The following is a 14689-nucleotide window of genomic DNA, read 5'->3' as shown; positions in this document are numbered from 1 at the left end:
GGCGGTTGTGGCGAAGTGGTTAACGCACCAGATTGTGGCTCTGGCACTCGTGGGTTCGATTCCCATCAATCGCCCCAAACAACATGCGGGTGTAGTTTAGTGGTAAAACCTCAGCCTTCCAAGCTGATGTCGTGGGTTCGATTCCCATCACCCGCTCCATTTTTATATTGTCATGGGCCTGTAGCTCAGCTGGTTAGAGCGCACGCCTGATAAGCGTGAGGTCGGTGGTTCGAGTCCACTCAGGCCCACCATGATGATTTTTCCACAGTAGCTCAGTGGTAGAGCTATCGGCTGTTAACCGATCGGTCGCAGGTTCGAATCCTGCCTGTGGAGCCATACGGAGAAGTACTCAAGTGGCTGAAGAGGCGCCCCTGCTAAGGGTGTAGGTCGTGTAAGCGGCGCGAGGGTTCAAATCCCTCCTTCTCCGCCATAAGGCCCGTTGGTCAAGCGGTTAAGACACCGCCCTTTCACGGCGGTAACACGGGTTCGAATCCCGTACGGGTCATTAAAAAAACCTTGCATAGTATGCAAGGTTTTTTATTATGCGTTCATAGCGTAAATGGTAAAAGACAGGTATGTGGCAAAAGCGCTCCATAATAAATAAGGAACCAGAAGCCAGGCTGAAGCTTTACTGTATTTACCGGCAATGAGCAACAGAATGAGTGTTGTCACAGCCACAAGCAGGCAATCGATAGATGCAGCAAGCAAATTTTTCTGTGTGAATTGAAAATAGCTGAATCCTTGATTCACGATATAATTGATGAGGAGCATCACCCAAAAAGCTTTGGATTCTTTACATGAAAACCTTGCGTATATCAAGGCTGCTGAGAGCGAAATAAGCGCAAACAAAACCGCCCATATGATGCCTATCACTGATCCGCCCGGCGTCCAGTCAGGTTTTTGCAGCGCGTCGTACCATTCCCGGTCGATGGGAAAGAGAAACCCTGCTAAAGAAAACAAGACATATGTAATGATAAATACAATAATCGCACCGATATACTTCTTTTTCATTTGTTCCCTTCGTCATTCAATGTCAATACGTTAGTTCCCTTTCTTGGAAAGATTAAACCGTTCAAAAGGTTCATGCACCATTAAGTGTATGAGTTTTCGGTGTGAAAATGCAGCAAACCAATTATTTGTATTCAAAAACCCCGGCCTGCCGGGGTTTTAATCAGCATGAAGGTCGCCAAAGGTCGTCATAATTCCTTCTTCGTCCAGTTCCTGCTCATATTTTTCATGTGCTTTGCTTGGATACACGGAAATGTTTTTTCCGGTAATATCTGTTGCGATAAAGTTTTCATAATCCTCGGCATAGCCGATGTTTTCTTCTGAGTTCATTGTCATATCCCCATAGCTGAGCGGCGGATCTTCTAAATCCTGAGGCGTTTCTGAGTTTCCGTATTCCTCAACATCCTGATAAGCATCTTCACTATCGTAAGCCGCCCGGATTGATTCATCATCATCAAATTCAAACTGTCCGAACGGTGTTTCCTCTTCAATCGGCCTGTCTTTGGAAACGGCATCCTGCGAGGAATATTCCGCCAATGTCGTAGCCGTCGGCAGAGCTTCGAGTCTGTCATAAGGAATGTCCTTGCCGCTGACTTCACAAGTGCCGTATGTGCCGTTTTCAATTTGTTTCAGAGAGTAATCAATATCGCGAAGGTGCTCCCTTTCATGGTCGAGCAGAGCCAGGTCTTTTTCCCGCTCGTATAATTCGGTCGCCTGATCGCCGGGATGATTGTCATAGGAAGACAATTCGCCGGATGATTGATACGGGAATTCATCAGTTAACTGAAATTGATCATTTTCTTTAAAGCGGCTTAAAATATCATCTCTGGCTTCTTCCAATTCTTTTTTTAAGTGTGTGATCTGTTCGTTTGTAAGCACATCAATCCCTCGTTTCTATGTGATGCTTACTGTTAGTATGAACGTTTTTACGCAGAAAAATGGTGGATAAAAATAGTCATTTTCCCACGAGGAAGTAAAAGGATACAGTGATTGCCGAGAGTGGGGAAAGAAAATTCAAGTTTGTTTCTTTATTCATTTGCGCAAAAAGGTTTATAATAAGAAATGCAGGCATTTTGTCGTGCTCAAATCTGTGTGTTTGACACAAATTCATCACAGGTGTATTGTATTAAAAGCATTTAACGGATTATGGAGGAATGTCTCATGGTGACAACGGTGCAGCATACGTTCCGAGAGGAAGCAGATCATGCATTACATAAAGCCAAACAAGTCAACCATGCTGTCTTATTGAGCTATTCAAGACGTATTGCGTCTTTAGACCCTCTATCATTTTTCAAAGACGGAGCAAAAAAATATAAAGGCAAACGATTTTTTTGGTCAGAACCCGGTAGTGAATTAACAATAGTCGGTCTTGGCACAGAAGCGCTGTTTCAATCGAATGAAAAAAATGGAAAACGTTATCACGACGTTTTTGAACAATGGGAGCGCTTTAAAAAGACGGCTTTTCATATTCATGAAGAAGAAGAGGCGGCGCATACCGCGGTCGGCCCTGTCTTATTCGGCGGTTTTTCATTTAATCCCGCTGAAGAGAGAGGAGACGAATGGAACGGGTTTGAAGAAGGAATGTTCTTTATCCCCTCACTCATGCTGACAAAGACGGCAGACGGCGATTATTTAACCGTCAATCAATGGGCGGCAGACGGTAATCAGGCAGAAGATACGCTGAAACGTCTGAAATCTTTTTCAGAAGCTTTTGCAGTTTCTTCAATTGAGTATGAAGAATATCCTGTTTTAACAAAAGCGGAAGAACTTGATGTGGAAAACTGGCTTGAAGCCATTAAAACAGCAACAAATGATATGAAGGCAAATCAATATGATAAAGTCGTGCTGGCAAGGGAAGTCGTTTTGTCATATGATGGGCCTATTCCGGCGGAGAGCGTTGTCCGCAAGCTTTTGACGGACCAAACGACAAGCTATGTTTTTGCGATTGAGCAGGGAGATAAATGCTTTGTCGGCGCTTCACCGGAACGGCTGATCAAAAAATCAGGCAAAGACGTTATGTCCACCTGTCTGGCAGGTTCAATTAAGCGCGGAGAAAATCAACAAGAAGATGACCGTCTCGGCAAAGAGCTGCTGCATGACGAAAAAAATCTCGCGGAACATGATTTTGTGGTTAAGATGATACACGATTCTTTCTTGTCGAGCTGCAGTGATGTGAAAAAGCCTGCAGGCCCGCAATTATATAAAACAAAAAGTGTTCAGCATCTATATACGCCGATCACAGGCCATCTGAAAACGTCCGCTTCGCTGTTTGATTTAATTAAAAAGCTGCATCCCACTCCGGCATTGGGCGGAGCTCCCCAGCAGAAAGCTGTTGAAGTTATCGCTGATATTGAACCGATGACACGCGGATGGTACGCGGCTCCGATCGGCTGGATGGACGGCAGGGAAAACGGAGAATTTGTCGTGGCTATCCGATCAGGGCTGATTGAAGGCAAAAGTGCGCGGCTTTTCGCAGGCTGCGGCATTGTTGAAGATTCAGATCCGCAATCAGAATATGAAGAAACACAAATTAAACTAAAGCCGATGATCTCTGCTTTAGGAGGTGAAAGGCTTTGACAAACCCGATTACACATTATATCGGAAGCTTTATTGATGAATTCGCGCTATCGGGTGTCACCGACGCGGTTGTTTGCCCGGGATCGAGGTCAACTCCCCTGGCGGTTTTGGCGGCGGCCCACCCGGATATTCAAGTCCATATACAGATTGATGAACGATCCGCAGGTTTTTTCGCACTCGGTCTTGCAAAAGCCCGCCAGCGTCCGGTCATGCTGATTTGTACGTCAGGAACGGCAGCGGCTAACTTCTATCCGGCCGTGATTGAAGCTCATTATTCAAGAGTGCCTCTTATTGTCCTGACTGCTGATCGGCCTCATGAATTAAGGGAAGTGGGGGCGCCTCAGGCGATTAACCAGCATTTTCTGTTCGGTAACTTTGTTAAGTTTTTCACAGACTCAGCTTTGCCTGAGGAAAATCCTCAAATGCTGAGCTATGTCAGAACATTGGCCGGCAGAGCCGTAAGTGAAGCCGGGAAGCGCCCGATGGGGCCAGTCCATATCAATGTGCCGCTCAGAGAGCCTTTGATGCCGGATTTATCAGCCGGACCTTTTGAAAGAATGAGAAAGGGGAAGCACGTCTCAGTCACAACAGGGATTCAGTCAGCTGATCAAGACTCTCTCTGTCATATTACAGAGCGTCTCGCGGGTACCGAAAGAGGTATGATCGTCTGCGGCGAAATTCACGGTGAAGCAGAAAAGCAGCAAATCATCGCGCTTGCCGAGGTGCTTCAGTTCCCGATTTTGGCTGATCCGCTTTCAAACCTCCGAAACGGGGAGCATGATAAGACGCTGATTATTGATGCTTATGACTCGTTCTTAAAAGATGAAGAAATAAAAGAGGCGCTGCGCCCTGATGCTGTGATCCGCTTCGGTCCGATGCCGGTTTCCAAACCGCTCTTTTTATGGCTCAGAGACGATCCTGCCATTGAGCAGTTTATCGTCGATGAAGACGGAGGATGGAGAGATCCCACCCAGGCCGGCGCGCATATGATTCATTGCCATCCGTCTGTGTTTTTGGAAGCGGTCCGTTCAGCTGAAACCGGAAAACGGCCGTCCGGATGGCTTGAGAAATGGCAATTTGTCAATGACCGGTTCCGGAGTCATTTACAGGCCGCGAGCATGGATGATTTATCATTTGAAGGAAATGTATATCGTCAGCTTCAGCACCTTGTCCCTGAAGGCAGTTCGATTTTTGTCGGCAACAGCATGCCGATCCGCGACGTGGATACTTTCTTTGAAAAACAAGATCGTTCCTTCCGTGTTTATGCCAACCGCGGCGCTAACGGCATTGACGGAGTTGTCTCCTCGGCTATGGGACTGTGTGAAGGTACAAAAGCTCCTGTCACGCTTGTCATTGGAGATTTATCGTTTTATCATGATTTAAACGGGCTGTTAGCGGCTAAAAAACTTGGAATTCCGCTTACGGTTATTTTAATAAACAATGATGGCGGCGGGATTTTCTCGTTTTTGCCGCAGGCATCTGATAAGACTCATTTTGAAGAACTGTTCGGTACGCCGACGGGTCTTGATTTCCGGCATGCCGCCGCACTGTATGGCGGGACGTATACTTGTCCTGAGACATGGGAAGCATTTAAGGATGCGTATCAGCCGCAGGCGGACAAGCCCGGACTTCATATAATCGAGCTGAAAACAGATCGGACATCAAGAGTTCAATTCCATCGCGATCTGCTGCAGGCCGCAGTGCGGGAAGTGAAAAAAGAATGGAAACTGTAACAGTTAAAACGGCCGACGGCGTATGCTATCGTGCTGCTGATAGCGGACACGAATCGTGTGAAGCTATTGTTTGTCTGCATGGATTTACGGGCAGCAAAGAATCATGGATGTTTTTACGCGGCATGTTTCCCGGCGAGCGAATGGTGATGATTGACTGCCTGGGTCACGGGGAGACAGACGCGCCTGTGCAAGCGGCAAGGTATAGTGCGAGCCGGCAGGTTGCGGACCTTGCCGCCGTTTTTGATCAATTAAAACTTCACAAAGTGAAACTTATTGGTTATTCTATGGGGGGAAGACTTGCGTATTCCTTTGCACAGGCATTTCCGCAACGGGTGTCAGCGCTTGTTTTGGAAAGTACAACCCCGGGCCTCAGCACGCTTCAGGAACGCAAAAAACGGATTCAGTCAGACCGGAAGCTTGCTGACTTTATATTGCGGGAAGGTGTAACATCGTTTGTTGATTATTGGGAGAGCATTCCGTTGTTTGCCACGCAGCTTTCTCTGCCGGACAGCGTAAAGGCGTCCATCCGTGCCGGCAGGCTGAAGAATAATCCGTTCGGACTTGCAGGAAGCCTGCTCGGAATGGGAACGGGCTCACAGCCTTCCTGGTGGGAGGCATTACACCGCATCAAGGCGCCCGTCCTGCTCATATGCGGTGAATGGGATGAAAAGTTTTGCGCTATTAATCAAAAGGTGCATAACCTGCTCCCATCAAGTAAAATAGAGGTTGTCAAACAGGCGGGGCACACGGTACATGTGGAACAGCCGCGAATTTTTGGTAAGATAGTAAGTGAGTTTTTATACGGCTTGTAAAGCATAAAGAAAATAGCTTTTCGGCCGGACTCAGGCAAAAATGAAGGAGGTCATATCAATGGCTGCAGAATGGAAAAGTGAACGTCAGTACGATGAAATCCTGTACGAGACGTATAACGGTATTGCAAAAATAACAATTAACCGCCCGGAGGTACATAACGCATTTACTCCTAAGACGGTATCAGAAATGATTGACGCGTTTGCTTGTGCGCGTGATGACTCCAATATTGGTGTCATCGTTCTTGCGGGAGCGGGAGATAAAGCATTCTGTTCAGGCGGAGACCAAAAAGTCCGCGGTCACGGCGGATATGTCGGAGACGATCAGATCCCGCGTCTGAATGTGCTTGATCTTCAGCGTTTGATCCGTGTGATTCCTAAACCGGTCGTAGCGATGGTATCAGGCTATGCCATCGGCGGAGGCCATGTGCTTCATATCGTCTGTGATTTAACGATTGCGGCCGATAACGCGATTTTCGGTCAAACCGGCCCGAAAGTGGGAAGCTTTGATGCCGGTTACGGCTCAGGTTACCTGGCGCGTATCGTCGGACATAAGAAAGCCCGTGAAATCTGGTACCTGTGCCGTCAATACAACGCGCAGGAAGCGCTCGACATGGGGCTTGTCAATACGGTTGTCCCATTAGAGAAACTTGAAGAGGAAACAATTAAATGGTGTGAAGAAATGCTTGAGAAAAGCCCTACAGCCCTTCGTTTCCTTAAAGCGGCATTTAACGCTGATACAGACGGCCTCGCCGGAATTCAGCAATTTGCAGGAGATGCAACGCTTCTTTATTACACGACTGACGAAGCGAAAGAAGGCCGTGATTCCTTTAAAGAGAAACGCAGTCCCGATTTCGGTCAATTCCCTCGTTTTCCGTGATCAGATGACACTACGAAACAGCTTGAGCCGCTCTGGTCCAAGCTGTTTTCTTTTCAAAAACAGTACTTTTACCTCGGAGATGATAACATGCTGACAGAACAGCCGAATTGGCTCATTCAAAGGGCTCAGCTGACACCGGAGAGAATCGCTCTCATATTTGAAAACAAACAGATGACATTCAGAGAATTATATCATGCTTCTAAACAAATGGCCGCGCGGCTGTCCAAATACTGCTCGCTTAAAAAAGGAGACAGGGCCGCGATTTTGCTTTCTAACAGACCGGAAATGGTTCATGCCGTTCACGCCTGCTTCTTATTAGGGGCGGAAGCTGTGCTGTTGAATACGAAGCTCTCAAAACAGGAACGGTTGTTTCAGCTCGAAGATTCACAGGCAAAGCTTTTATTAACGGAGGACGGTTTTTGCCGCGAAGAATATGAATCTGCGGTCGCCACCGCAGATGTGGACGAGCTGCAGGCTGAAGAGGCGGGTGACATGGAGCCGGAAGCTTATGTAACGCTTGATGATACGGCGACTCTTATGTATACGTCAGGAACAACAGGAAGGCCGAAAGGGGTGCAGCAGACTTTCGGTAATCATTATTCCAGCGCTGTATCGTCTGCGCTGAATCTGGGGGTCACGGAGCGGGACCGCTGGCTTATTGCGCTGCCGCTGTTTCATATCAGCGGTCTGTCTGCGCTGTTTAAGTCGGTCATTTACGGCATGCCCGTCGTGCTTCATCAAAAATTCTCTGTCACTGATGTGCTGGACAGCATCAGCTCCCATCAGGTCACGATCATTTCAGCGGTGCAGACCATGCTCTCGGGCCTGCTTGCGGAAACTGAACAATGTCCTGAATCACTGCGCTGCATTCTGCTTGGCGGGGGTCCGGCACCGCTGCCGCTCCTTGAAGAATGCCGCAGGAAACAATTTCCGGTATTCCAATCTTACGGCTTGACTGAAACCTGCTCACAGATTGTCACACTTTCTCCGGAATTCAGCATGGACAAGCTCGGCTCGGCCGGTAAACCGCTGTTTTCATGCGAAATTAGAATTGAAAAAGACGGAAACCCTTGTGCGCCGTTTGAACATGGTGAAATTACGGTGAAAGGCCCGAATGTAATGAAAGGGTATTATCATCGTGACGACGCGAACCAGGCCGCTTTTCATAATGGATGGTTTAAAACGGGCGATCTTGGCTATTTGGATGATGAAGGGTTTTTATACGTGCTGGACAGGCGGTCGGACCTCATCATTTCAGGCGGAGAGAACATCTACCCCGCAGAAGTGGAAGCGGCGCTGCTTGCCCATCCGGCTGTAGCGGAGGCCGGTGTTTCGGGAGCCGAAGATCCGAAATGGGGGAAAGTGCCGCATGCTTTTCTCGTGCTGACTTCTTCTGTCAGTTCTGAGGAGCTGACCGCCTTTTGCCGTGAGCGGCTTGCAAAATATAAAATACCAGCTGCTTTTTTCAAGGTTGACGGGCTCCCGCGGAACGCGTCCAATAAACTGATGAGGCATCGGCTGAATGAGCTTCGTAAAGGAGAATTGTCATGATTAAGATTGAAAAAATCACCCTTTATCATGTAAGTATGAGGCTGAAAAAACCGTTTAAAACAAGTATTGAAACGCTGCAGGATCGTAAATTTTTGATCGTGGAAGCGATCGATGAAACCGGGAGAACCGGCTGGGGGGAGGTATCGGCGTTTTCTTCTCCGTGGTATACAGAAGAAACGATTCAGACATGCGCGCATATGCTGAGAGATTTTTTCATCCCAAATGTCGTAGGCCGCGCGTTTTTCCATCCGTCAGAAGTGCCTGACAGTCTCGCGCGTTTCAAAGGAAACCGCATGGCAAAAGCGGGGCTTGAATCAGCCGTGTGGGATCTATATGCCAAGAAAAAGGGGATATCTCTCGCAGAAGCCTTAGGGGGCAAAAGAGATAAAGTGCCCGCCGGCGTGGCGGTGGGTCTGGCTTCGGCTGATGAGATGCTTCGGGAAATTGAGCAATACGTAAAAGAAGGTTATCAACGTATAAAAATAAAAATTCAGCCCGGCCATGACGTTGATCTGGTCAGAGCCATCCGCAGCCGTTTTCCGAACGTGCCGCTGATGGCGGATGCCAACTCGGCTTATGAACTGAAAGACATCAGCAGGCTGAAAGAGTTGGATGAATTCCAGCTCATGATGATAGAACAGCCGCTTCAGGCAGATGATATTGTCGATCACCGCCACCTGCAGAAACACTTAAGAACCGCGGTATGCCTTGATGAAAGCATATGCTCTTATGATGACGCAAGGCGGGCGATTGAGCTTGGGAGCTGTAAAATCATTAACATAAAACCAGCGCGTGTAGGAGGCCTGACAGAGGCATTAAAAATACATGACTTATGCAGAGAGCATCACATGCCGGTTTGGTGCGGCGGAATGTTTGAAACCGGCATTTCGAGAGCGCAGACAGTCGCGCTTGCTTCGCTGCCGCAATTTACGATACCGGGTGATATTTCCTCATCAGACCGATACTGGGAGGAGGATATTGTCACTCCCGACATCCGTATCGAAGAGGGATTCATCTCTGTCCCGGACGGTCCCGGACTAGGTGTTGAAGTCAATCAGGAAATAATGAGAAAATACGTCACCCAAATGGACGTTTTTACGACAAACAACTGATAAAAAGACATTTCAGCGAGTTGAGCTGCCTGTATGCTGCTGTTATATTGAAGCTGTTCATTATCACCCCTTCCCCCGTTTGAACCGGCTGTATCAGCCGGTTTTTTTAATAGGCGGATGCGATGATTTTTTTATTCTTCAAACAGTGCCGGCTTTACAACGCAGGTGCTGCTTTCCGGCTGGGGCAAACATGTACATCTTGATAAAAAATTCTGAGCTTGTCATGAATGCGATACTGATTGTACCGTCTGCCGCCTATATTTGCCGCCGAACCGCCTTTTTGCCATGCTTCTCATCCGCGCGGTTTTCTCCGGCTCAGGGAGGCTTGCGGCGGAAATGAAAAAGAGCTGTATAAAACCAGCTCTTTTCTTTTATAAATCTTGCGGTTTAAAGGTTTTGCAATCCGTTTCTTCACTTTTTTCAGCGGTTTCGCCTGTATGGCTGACCACATAAATAGCGTCGGCCGTGCATTTGTTTCCTCTGCCCCAATATGAACAGTTATTGACTTCACACAGAATTTTTTGGTCCATGCTGGCTCCCCTCCAAGATAAAAGGTACGCCATTAGTATGAGCCGCCCTGATTTTTGTTATTCCTCCTGGCGGATATAACGTCTGTCTTTCATAAAGAGCTTCCAGAAGAAATAAAACCCGGGGAACAAAATGATGAAAGCGACGATATACGTCATAAACAGCGCCCTGAAGGTTGCCGGCTCCGTAAATCCTGACATGACCGTAATATCCGGATAAATCATATAAGGAAGATGAGCCCGTCCGTATGCATAGCTTGCCAAAAAGTATTGAAGCGCAATGGCGATCATGGCGATTCTCGGTTTGCCGAGGTTGCGGCCGAAGCGCTTATTCGGCAAAAACAGAGCCACGCCGGCAATGATAAATGTAATGACAGACAGAATGAGCCATGTCTTGTCTTTCATCATCCCCGTATACAGCCAGCCGGCTTCAGAGCGTAATGTCAGCATAATGAAGAAGGCAAACAGAAGCGACAGCGGCCCTGTTATTAAAGAGCTCCGTCTGTAGATGCGGTACGCATGCTCCTCTTCCGCAACATTTGAAAAATCGGCCAGAAGCAGTGAAGATAAAAATAAAGTGCTTAAAATGGCAAAGCCGATAAACGCATACGCATTAAGACTTGTAAAGACATTTGCCAAATTCAGGTGATACACTCCGCCCGTCTTCTCAATAAACCCTCCGTGTGTGACCGGAAGGACCAAAATCAGCACAGCGGGAATAATGAAGCCTGAAATTCCGGAGATATATCTCATGATTTTTCTTTCCTTCGCCGTATTGGAGAAGACGAGAAAGCCGCTGCGGATGGCTAAGAGCAGCAAAATAATACTTCCCGGGATCAATAAAACGGTTCCCAGCACGAAGGTTGCCCCTGGAAAGAAGCTGAATAGGGCGACAACGATCGCGACGATAAAGACGTTGGTCACTTCCCATGTCGGGGACAAATAACGGTTGGCGATGTTTGTCGCCTTTGTTTGTTCTTTATTTAAATATATCATCGACCAAAAGCCGGCTCCGAAGTCCATCGTTGCCATGACCGCGTAGATAAACACGAAGCCCCATACGATTGATATCGCAATGAGAGCATCCATGGTAATGTCCATTTCAATTCAGCCCTTTCTATTGTTAGGATTCCGCCGCTTTTACATCCTCCTCAACAGGATGTTTGCGGAAATAATAAAGCAGCACATAAATGACTGCGGCTGCCAAAATGGCGTAAACCACTGTGAACAGGATGAACAGCAAACCGATTGAACCGGTTGTCGTGACGACATCAGACGTTTTCAGGAGATGGTAAATCACCCATGGCTGCCGCCCCGTACAAGCGAATATCCACCCGAATTCAATTCCGATCAGACTGAGCGGTCCTGCGGTTAAAAATAAAATCAAAAGCCAAGTCGGAAAGCTGTCTTTCTTTAAAATTTTTCTCCACACGATGCCGATGATGGAGTACAAAATGAGCAGCATCCCGATGCCGACCATTCCGTTAAACAGTGTATGGATGAATAAAGGCGGCCACTCGTCTTTCGGAAACGCGTTCAATCCTTTGACGACGGTATCAAAGCTGTTTGCGGCCAAAAAGCTTAAAGCCCACGGCACTTCTATCGCCCATTTTACTTTTTCTTCTTTTGCATCAGTAAAACCCCCGATCGCAAGCGGAGCGTGTGATCTAGTTTCAAACAGCCCTTCTGCGCCCGCAAGCTTCTCAGGCTGGTATTCGTAAAGAAGCTGGGCTGACTCGTGACCGTTTAAAGAAGCAATAATAGAGAATATCCCGCCGATCGTTAAAGCGAGCAGCAGCGCTTTTCGGTGAAAGCGGTATACCTGCTCCTGTTTTCTCGTTCTCAGCATTTTATAAGCCGCAACTGACGCGACGATAAATGCACCGGTCATGAAAGCCGTCAGTACGACATGGCCCGCGGTGGTGAAAAAGCTTGGATTAAAAAACGCTGCCCACGGTTCGACGTCAGTGATTTTGCCGTTTAAAATTTTAAAGCCGGCCGGCGTTCCTTCAAATGCGTGAACATTTGTGATTAAGACGGCGGATGCCGCGGCGCCGATCAAAACGAAAATAACGGCAATGATGCGCATCGCCGGAGTCAGCCGGTCAGCGGCGTAGACATAAATGGACATAAACAGCGCTTCAATAAAGAAAGCATAAATTTCAATCTGAAACGGAAGTGACATCACCCTGCCGATGACCTCCATGAATCCGGGCCACAAAAGGGCAAGCTGTGTACCCGCGATCGTTCCGGTCGGTATCGCCACGCCGAGCAGAACAGCCTGCGCCTTCGTCCACCTTTTCGCCATAATGGCATAATGCGGATCTTTTGTTTTTTGATAAATCAATTCGGCCATTAAAATCATCAGAGGCAAGCCGACACCAAGCGTCGCAAAAATAATATGAAAGCCCATGGTTGTCCCGAACAGACTTCTGGCTAATACTAAATCATCCACGATCATAAACCGCCTTTCTAAATTACCGTTTTATGTAATGTGGTTATATTATTTGCTGAAGCGATTAGATTATTCTTCCGATTCCATATATGTGCAGGGTTTAGAAATCAAGGGATCAGGGCATATATGATTGACAAGCGCCTATTTAAGGTTTAGAATAAAACGTAATTATTACGATTTAAGAAAGGGAGATCACCATGAAAAAAGATATTCATCCGGATAACCACCAAGTGATTTTTCAAGATGTGAACAGCGGCTACCGCTTTTTAAGCCATTCTACGAAAACGTCAGAGGAAACGGCAGAGTGGGAAGACGGAAAAACATACCCGCTGATTAAAGTGGAAGTCAGCTCAGATACGCATCCGTTTTATACGGGCCGCCAAAAATTCAACGAAAAAGGCGGGAGAGTCGAACAGTTCAACAAAAAATACAATATGGGGAAATAAGACAAGCCCAATAGGGTTTGTCTTATTTATTGAGCACTTTATCATCTCGTGCGGGGAGTGACGAAATGACCCGCCTTATGTTATATTGTGAATAAAAAAGCAGAAAGGAAACACCAAGATGAGTCTTCTAAACGATATCATGCAATTTAATGAGCAGTTCACTAAAAACAAAGATTATGAAAAATACCAAACATCTAAATTCCCGGATAAAAAGATGGCAATTTTGTCCTGTATGGACACACGTCTTGTAGAATTGCTTCCGCATGCGATGAACATGCGAAACGGCGATGTGAAAATTATTAAAAGTGCCGGCGCGCTTGTCGCCCACCCGTTCGGAAGCATCATGCGCAGCCTTTTAGTGGCCGTATACGAATTAAACGCTGATGAAGTCTGCGTTATCGGCCACCATGATTGCGGCATGAGCAAAATCAACAGCGAGGATATGCTTGATAAAATTATCGACCGCGGTATTCCGAAAGAGCGGATTGACATGCTGAAGCACTCAGGTGTTGATCTTGATCAATGGCTGAAAAGCTTTGATTCAGTAGAAGCGAGTGTTACAGACAGCGTAAACGTCATTAAACACCATCCGCTATTCCCTGACAATGTCCCGGTGCACGGTCTGGTGATTGATCCTGAAACCGGTAAACTTGATCTGGTGATCGACGGCTACCAGCATATGGACTAATGTTTTCGTTTTTTGTCCGGTACGGGATCAACACCGCCCGGATGAAAAGGGTGGCACTTTAAAATCCGCTTCAGTGTCAGCCATCCGCCTTTTAATGCGCCGTGAGTCTTGACGGCTTCGATTCCGTACTGCGAACACGTCGGATAAAAGCGGCATGACGGCGGCGTCAGCGGAGAGATGAACTTCTGGTATCCGCGGATGAGCGCAATCATTATGGTTTTCATTAAAAAACCACCTTTCTGATGCTAGTATAGAAAAAAAATTTCAGATTGAAAAGCTTCCGCCACAATTCTTATCGGAAAACTGTGTTATAATGGATGCATATTCTGAAAAAAAGGGAGTGCCATTATGCCTTCAGTAGAAAGTTTTGAGCTAGACCATAATGCGGTTGTGGCTCCGTATGTAAGACATTGCGGAGTGCATAAAGTCGGAACAGACGGCGTCGTGAATAAGTTTGACATTCGCTTCTGCCAGCCGAACAAACAGGCGATGAAGCCGGATACGATTCATACGCTTGAGCACTTGCTTGCGTTTACGATTCGCACACATTCTGAGAAATACGATCACTTCGACATCATAGATATCTCACCGATGGGCTGCCAGACAGGCTATTATCTTGTTGTCAGCGGCGAGCCGACAGCGGAAGAAATTGTAGACCTGCTTGACGCTACGCTGAAAGAAGCCATCGATATTACGGAGATTCCGGCGGCCAACGAAAAACAGTGCGGCCAGGCGAAACTTCATGATTTAGAAGGCGCGAAACGGCTGATGCGTTTCTGGCTGTCACAAGATAAAGAAGATTTGCTGAAAGTGTTCGGATAAAAAACAGGCCTTTTTGCTGACATGCAAAAAGGCTTTTTTACATATTTCTAAAAAATGTCACACCTTATGTGTAAGCGTTTG

At 47.1% G+C, this 14689-nt stretch carries 15 protein-coding genes and 6 tRNA genes; 15 read left to right on the top strand and 6 right to left on the bottom strand.

Annotated features, from left to right (window positions below):
- Nucleotide 1: 1 nt before the first annotated feature.
- The 6 genes from HAP68_RS14305 (at nucleotide 2) to HAP68_RS14280 (ending at nucleotide 505) form a co-directional block, all read left to right on the top strand.
- Nucleotides 2-77, top strand: a tRNA-His gene (locus tag HAP68_RS14305).
- An 8-nt stretch (nucleotides 78-85) separates the two neighbouring features.
- Nucleotides 86-159 (top strand) — tRNA-Gly (locus tag HAP68_RS14300).
- Between the two features lie 15 nt (nucleotides 160-174).
- Nucleotides 175-251: transfer RNA gene (locus tag HAP68_RS14295), tRNA-Ile, on the top strand.
- Between the two features lie 10 nt (nucleotides 252-261).
- A tRNA-Asn gene (locus tag HAP68_RS14290) sits at nucleotides 262-336 on the top strand.
- Between the two features lie 3 nt (nucleotides 337-339).
- Nucleotides 340-430 (top strand) — tRNA-Ser (locus HAP68_RS14285).
- Between the two features lie 3 nt (nucleotides 431-433).
- Nucleotides 434-505: transfer RNA gene (locus HAP68_RS14280), tRNA-Glu, on the top strand.
- A gap of 35 nt (nucleotides 506-540) precedes the next feature.
- Here HAP68_RS14280 and HAP68_RS14275 read toward each other — a convergent pair.
- Nucleotides 541-1011 (bottom strand): TspO/MBR family protein, encoded by a 471-nt coding sequence (locus HAP68_RS14275; protein ID WP_003152211.1) that lies wholly within the window; start codon nucleotides 1009-1011, stop codon nucleotides 541-543.
- A gap of 156 nt (nucleotides 1012-1167) precedes the next feature.
- Nucleotides 1168-1887 carry a TraR/DksA C4-type zinc finger protein gene (locus HAP68_RS14270; RefSeq protein ID WP_003152213.1) on the bottom strand — a complete coding sequence of 240 codons (720 nt, stop codon included), beginning with the start codon at nucleotides 1885-1887 and terminating at the stop codon, nucleotides 1168-1170.
- A 282-nt stretch (nucleotides 1888-2169) separates the two neighbouring features.
- On the opposite strand from HAP68_RS14270, the gene HAP68_RS14265 reads away from it, so the two are divergent.
- The 6 genes from HAP68_RS14265 to menC all read left to right on the top strand — a co-directional run bounded on the left by HAP68_RS14265 (nucleotide 2170) and on the right by menC (nucleotide 9670).
- The gene (locus HAP68_RS14265) at nucleotides 2170-3585 is read left to right on the top strand and encodes an isochorismate synthase (protein WP_024085718.1); all 1416 of its coding nucleotides are present in this window, start codon (nucleotides 2170-2172) and stop codon (nucleotides 3583-3585) included.
- Entirely contained in the window at nucleotides 3582-5318 is a 1737-nt protein-coding gene (gene menD, locus HAP68_RS14260) for a 2-succinyl-5-enolpyruvyl-6-hydroxy-3-cyclohexene-1-carboxylic-acid synthase (RefSeq protein WP_024085717.1), read from the top strand. The genes HAP68_RS14265 and menD overlap by 4 nt, the downstream gene beginning before the upstream one ends.
- Nucleotides 5306-6130 (top strand): 2-succinyl-6-hydroxy-2,4-cyclohexadiene-1-carboxylate synthase, encoded by an 825-nt coding sequence (gene menH / locus HAP68_RS14255; protein WP_024085716.1) that lies wholly within the window; start codon nucleotides 5306-5308, stop codon nucleotides 6128-6130. Before menD ends, menH begins: the two co-directional genes overlap by 13 nt.
- 58 nt (nucleotides 6131-6188) lie before the next feature.
- A complete protein-coding gene (menB, locus tag HAP68_RS14250; protein WP_003152221.1) occupies nucleotides 6189-7007 on the top strand; it encodes a 1,4-dihydroxy-2-naphthoyl-CoA synthase in 819 nt (272 codons plus the stop codon).
- Nucleotides 7008-7094: 87 nt separating this feature from the next.
- Entirely contained in the window at nucleotides 7095-8558 is a 1464-nt protein-coding gene (locus tag HAP68_RS14245; protein ID WP_024085715.1) for an o-succinylbenzoate--CoA ligase, read from the top strand.
- Entirely contained in the window at nucleotides 8555-9670 is a 1116-nt protein-coding gene (gene menC / locus HAP68_RS14240) for an o-succinylbenzoate synthase (protein WP_014305634.1), read from the top strand. The genes HAP68_RS14245 and menC overlap by 4 nt, the downstream gene beginning before the upstream one ends.
- A 371-nt stretch (nucleotides 9671-10041) precedes the next feature.
- Here the strand turns inward: menC and HAP68_RS14235 are convergent, their stop codons facing one another.
- The 3 genes from HAP68_RS14235 to HAP68_RS14225 are packed head-to-tail and all read right to left on the bottom strand — an operon-like array spanning nucleotide 10042 to nucleotide 12652.
- Nucleotides 10042-10200, bottom strand: coding sequence for a DUF1540 domain-containing protein (locus HAP68_RS14235; protein ID WP_003152224.1), 159 nt, complete (start codon nucleotides 10198-10200; stop codon nucleotides 10042-10044).
- Between the two features lie 57 nt (nucleotides 10201-10257).
- Nucleotides 10258-11298: a cytochrome d ubiquinol oxidase subunit II gene (locus HAP68_RS14230; RefSeq protein WP_003152225.1), complete on the bottom strand. Its 1041-nt coding sequence runs from the start codon at nucleotides 11296-11298 to the stop codon at nucleotides 10258-10260.
- A gap of 22 nt (nucleotides 11299-11320) precedes the next feature.
- A complete protein-coding gene (locus tag HAP68_RS14225; RefSeq protein ID WP_003152226.1) occupies nucleotides 11321-12652 on the bottom strand; it encodes a cytochrome ubiquinol oxidase subunit I in 1332 nt (443 codons plus the stop codon).
- Nucleotides 12653-12849: 197 nt separating this feature from the next.
- Here HAP68_RS14225 and HAP68_RS14220 point away from each other — a divergent pair, with 197 nt between their 5' ends.
- Both HAP68_RS14220 and HAP68_RS14215 read left to right on the top strand, forming a co-directional pair.
- A complete protein-coding gene (locus HAP68_RS14220) occupies nucleotides 12850-13098 on the top strand; it encodes a type B 50S ribosomal protein L31 (RefSeq protein WP_003152229.1) in 249 nt (82 codons plus the stop codon).
- 118 nt (nucleotides 13099-13216) lie between these two features.
- Complete coding sequence (locus HAP68_RS14215) at nucleotides 13217-13786, top strand: beta-class carbonic anhydrase (protein WP_003152233.1); 570 nt, start codon at nucleotides 13217-13219, stop codon at nucleotides 13784-13786.
- On the opposite strand, the gene yidD is transcribed toward HAP68_RS14215, so the two are convergent.
- Entirely contained in the window at nucleotides 13783-14010 is a 228-nt protein-coding gene (gene yidD / locus HAP68_RS14210) for a membrane protein insertion efficiency factor YidD (RefSeq protein ID WP_024085713.1), read from the bottom strand. The two genes, HAP68_RS14215 and yidD, sit on opposite strands and share 4 nt — an antisense overlap.
- A gap of 124 nt (nucleotides 14011-14134) precedes the next feature.
- On the opposite strand from yidD, the gene HAP68_RS14205 reads away from it, so the two are divergent.
- Nucleotides 14135-14608: an S-ribosylhomocysteine lyase gene (locus HAP68_RS14205; protein WP_003152237.1), complete on the top strand. Its 474-nt coding sequence runs from the start codon at nucleotides 14135-14137 to the stop codon at nucleotides 14606-14608.
- Nucleotides 14609-14689 lie beyond the last annotated feature (81 nt).

Origin of the sequence: Bacillus sp. Bvel1 (assembly GCF_014872755.1) — a bacterium.
Taxonomy (GTDB): Bacteria; Bacillota; Bacilli; order Bacillales; family Bacillaceae; genus Bacillus; species Bacillus velezensis.
The sequence above is the reverse complement of the archived record's forward strand: the minus strand, read 5'-3'. Positions and strand labels throughout refer to the sequence as shown.

Bases quoted from the DNA above. Each gene is read 5' to 3' on its own strand.
- menB (WP_003152221.1), top strand. From the start codon at position 6,189: ATGGCTGCAGAATGGAAAAGTGAACGTCAGTACGATGAAATCCTGTAC.
- HAP68_RS14205 (WP_003152237.1), top strand. From the start codon at position 14,135: ATGCCTTCAGTAGAAAGTTTTGAGCTAGACCATAATGCGGTTGTGGCT.
- HAP68_RS14265 (WP_024085718.1), top strand. From the start codon at position 2,170: ATGGTGACAACGGTGCAGCATACGTTCCGAGAGGAAGCAGATCATGCA.
- HAP68_RS14275 (WP_003152211.1), bottom strand. From the start codon at position 1,011: ATGAAAAAGAAGTATATCGGTGCGATTATTGTATTTATCATTACATAT.
- HAP68_RS14230 (WP_003152225.1), bottom strand. From the start codon at position 11,298: ATGGACATTACCATGGATGCTCTCATTGCGATATCAATCGTATGGGGC.
- HAP68_RS14220 (WP_003152229.1), top strand. From the start codon at position 12,850: ATGAAAAAAGATATTCATCCGGATAACCACCAAGTGATTTTTCAAGAT.
- HAP68_RS14245 (WP_024085715.1), top strand. From the start codon at position 7,095: ATGCTGACAGAACAGCCGAATTGGCTCATTCAAAGGGCTCAGCTGACA.
- HAP68_RS14215 (WP_003152233.1), top strand. From the start codon at position 13,217: ATGAGTCTTCTAAACGATATCATGCAATTTAATGAGCAGTTCACTAAA.
- menH (WP_024085716.1), top strand. From the start codon at position 5,306: ATGGAAACTGTAACAGTTAAAACGGCCGACGGCGTATGCTATCGTGCT.
- HAP68_RS14235 (WP_003152224.1), bottom strand. From the start codon at position 10,200: ATGGACCAAAAAATTCTGTGTGAAGTCAATAACTGTTCATATTGGGGC.
- menC (WP_014305634.1), top strand. From the start codon at position 8,555: ATGATTAAGATTGAAAAAATCACCCTTTATCATGTAAGTATGAGGCTG.
- yidD (WP_024085713.1), bottom strand. From the start codon at position 14,010: ATGAAAACCATAATGATTGCGCTCATCCGCGGATACCAGAAGTTCATC.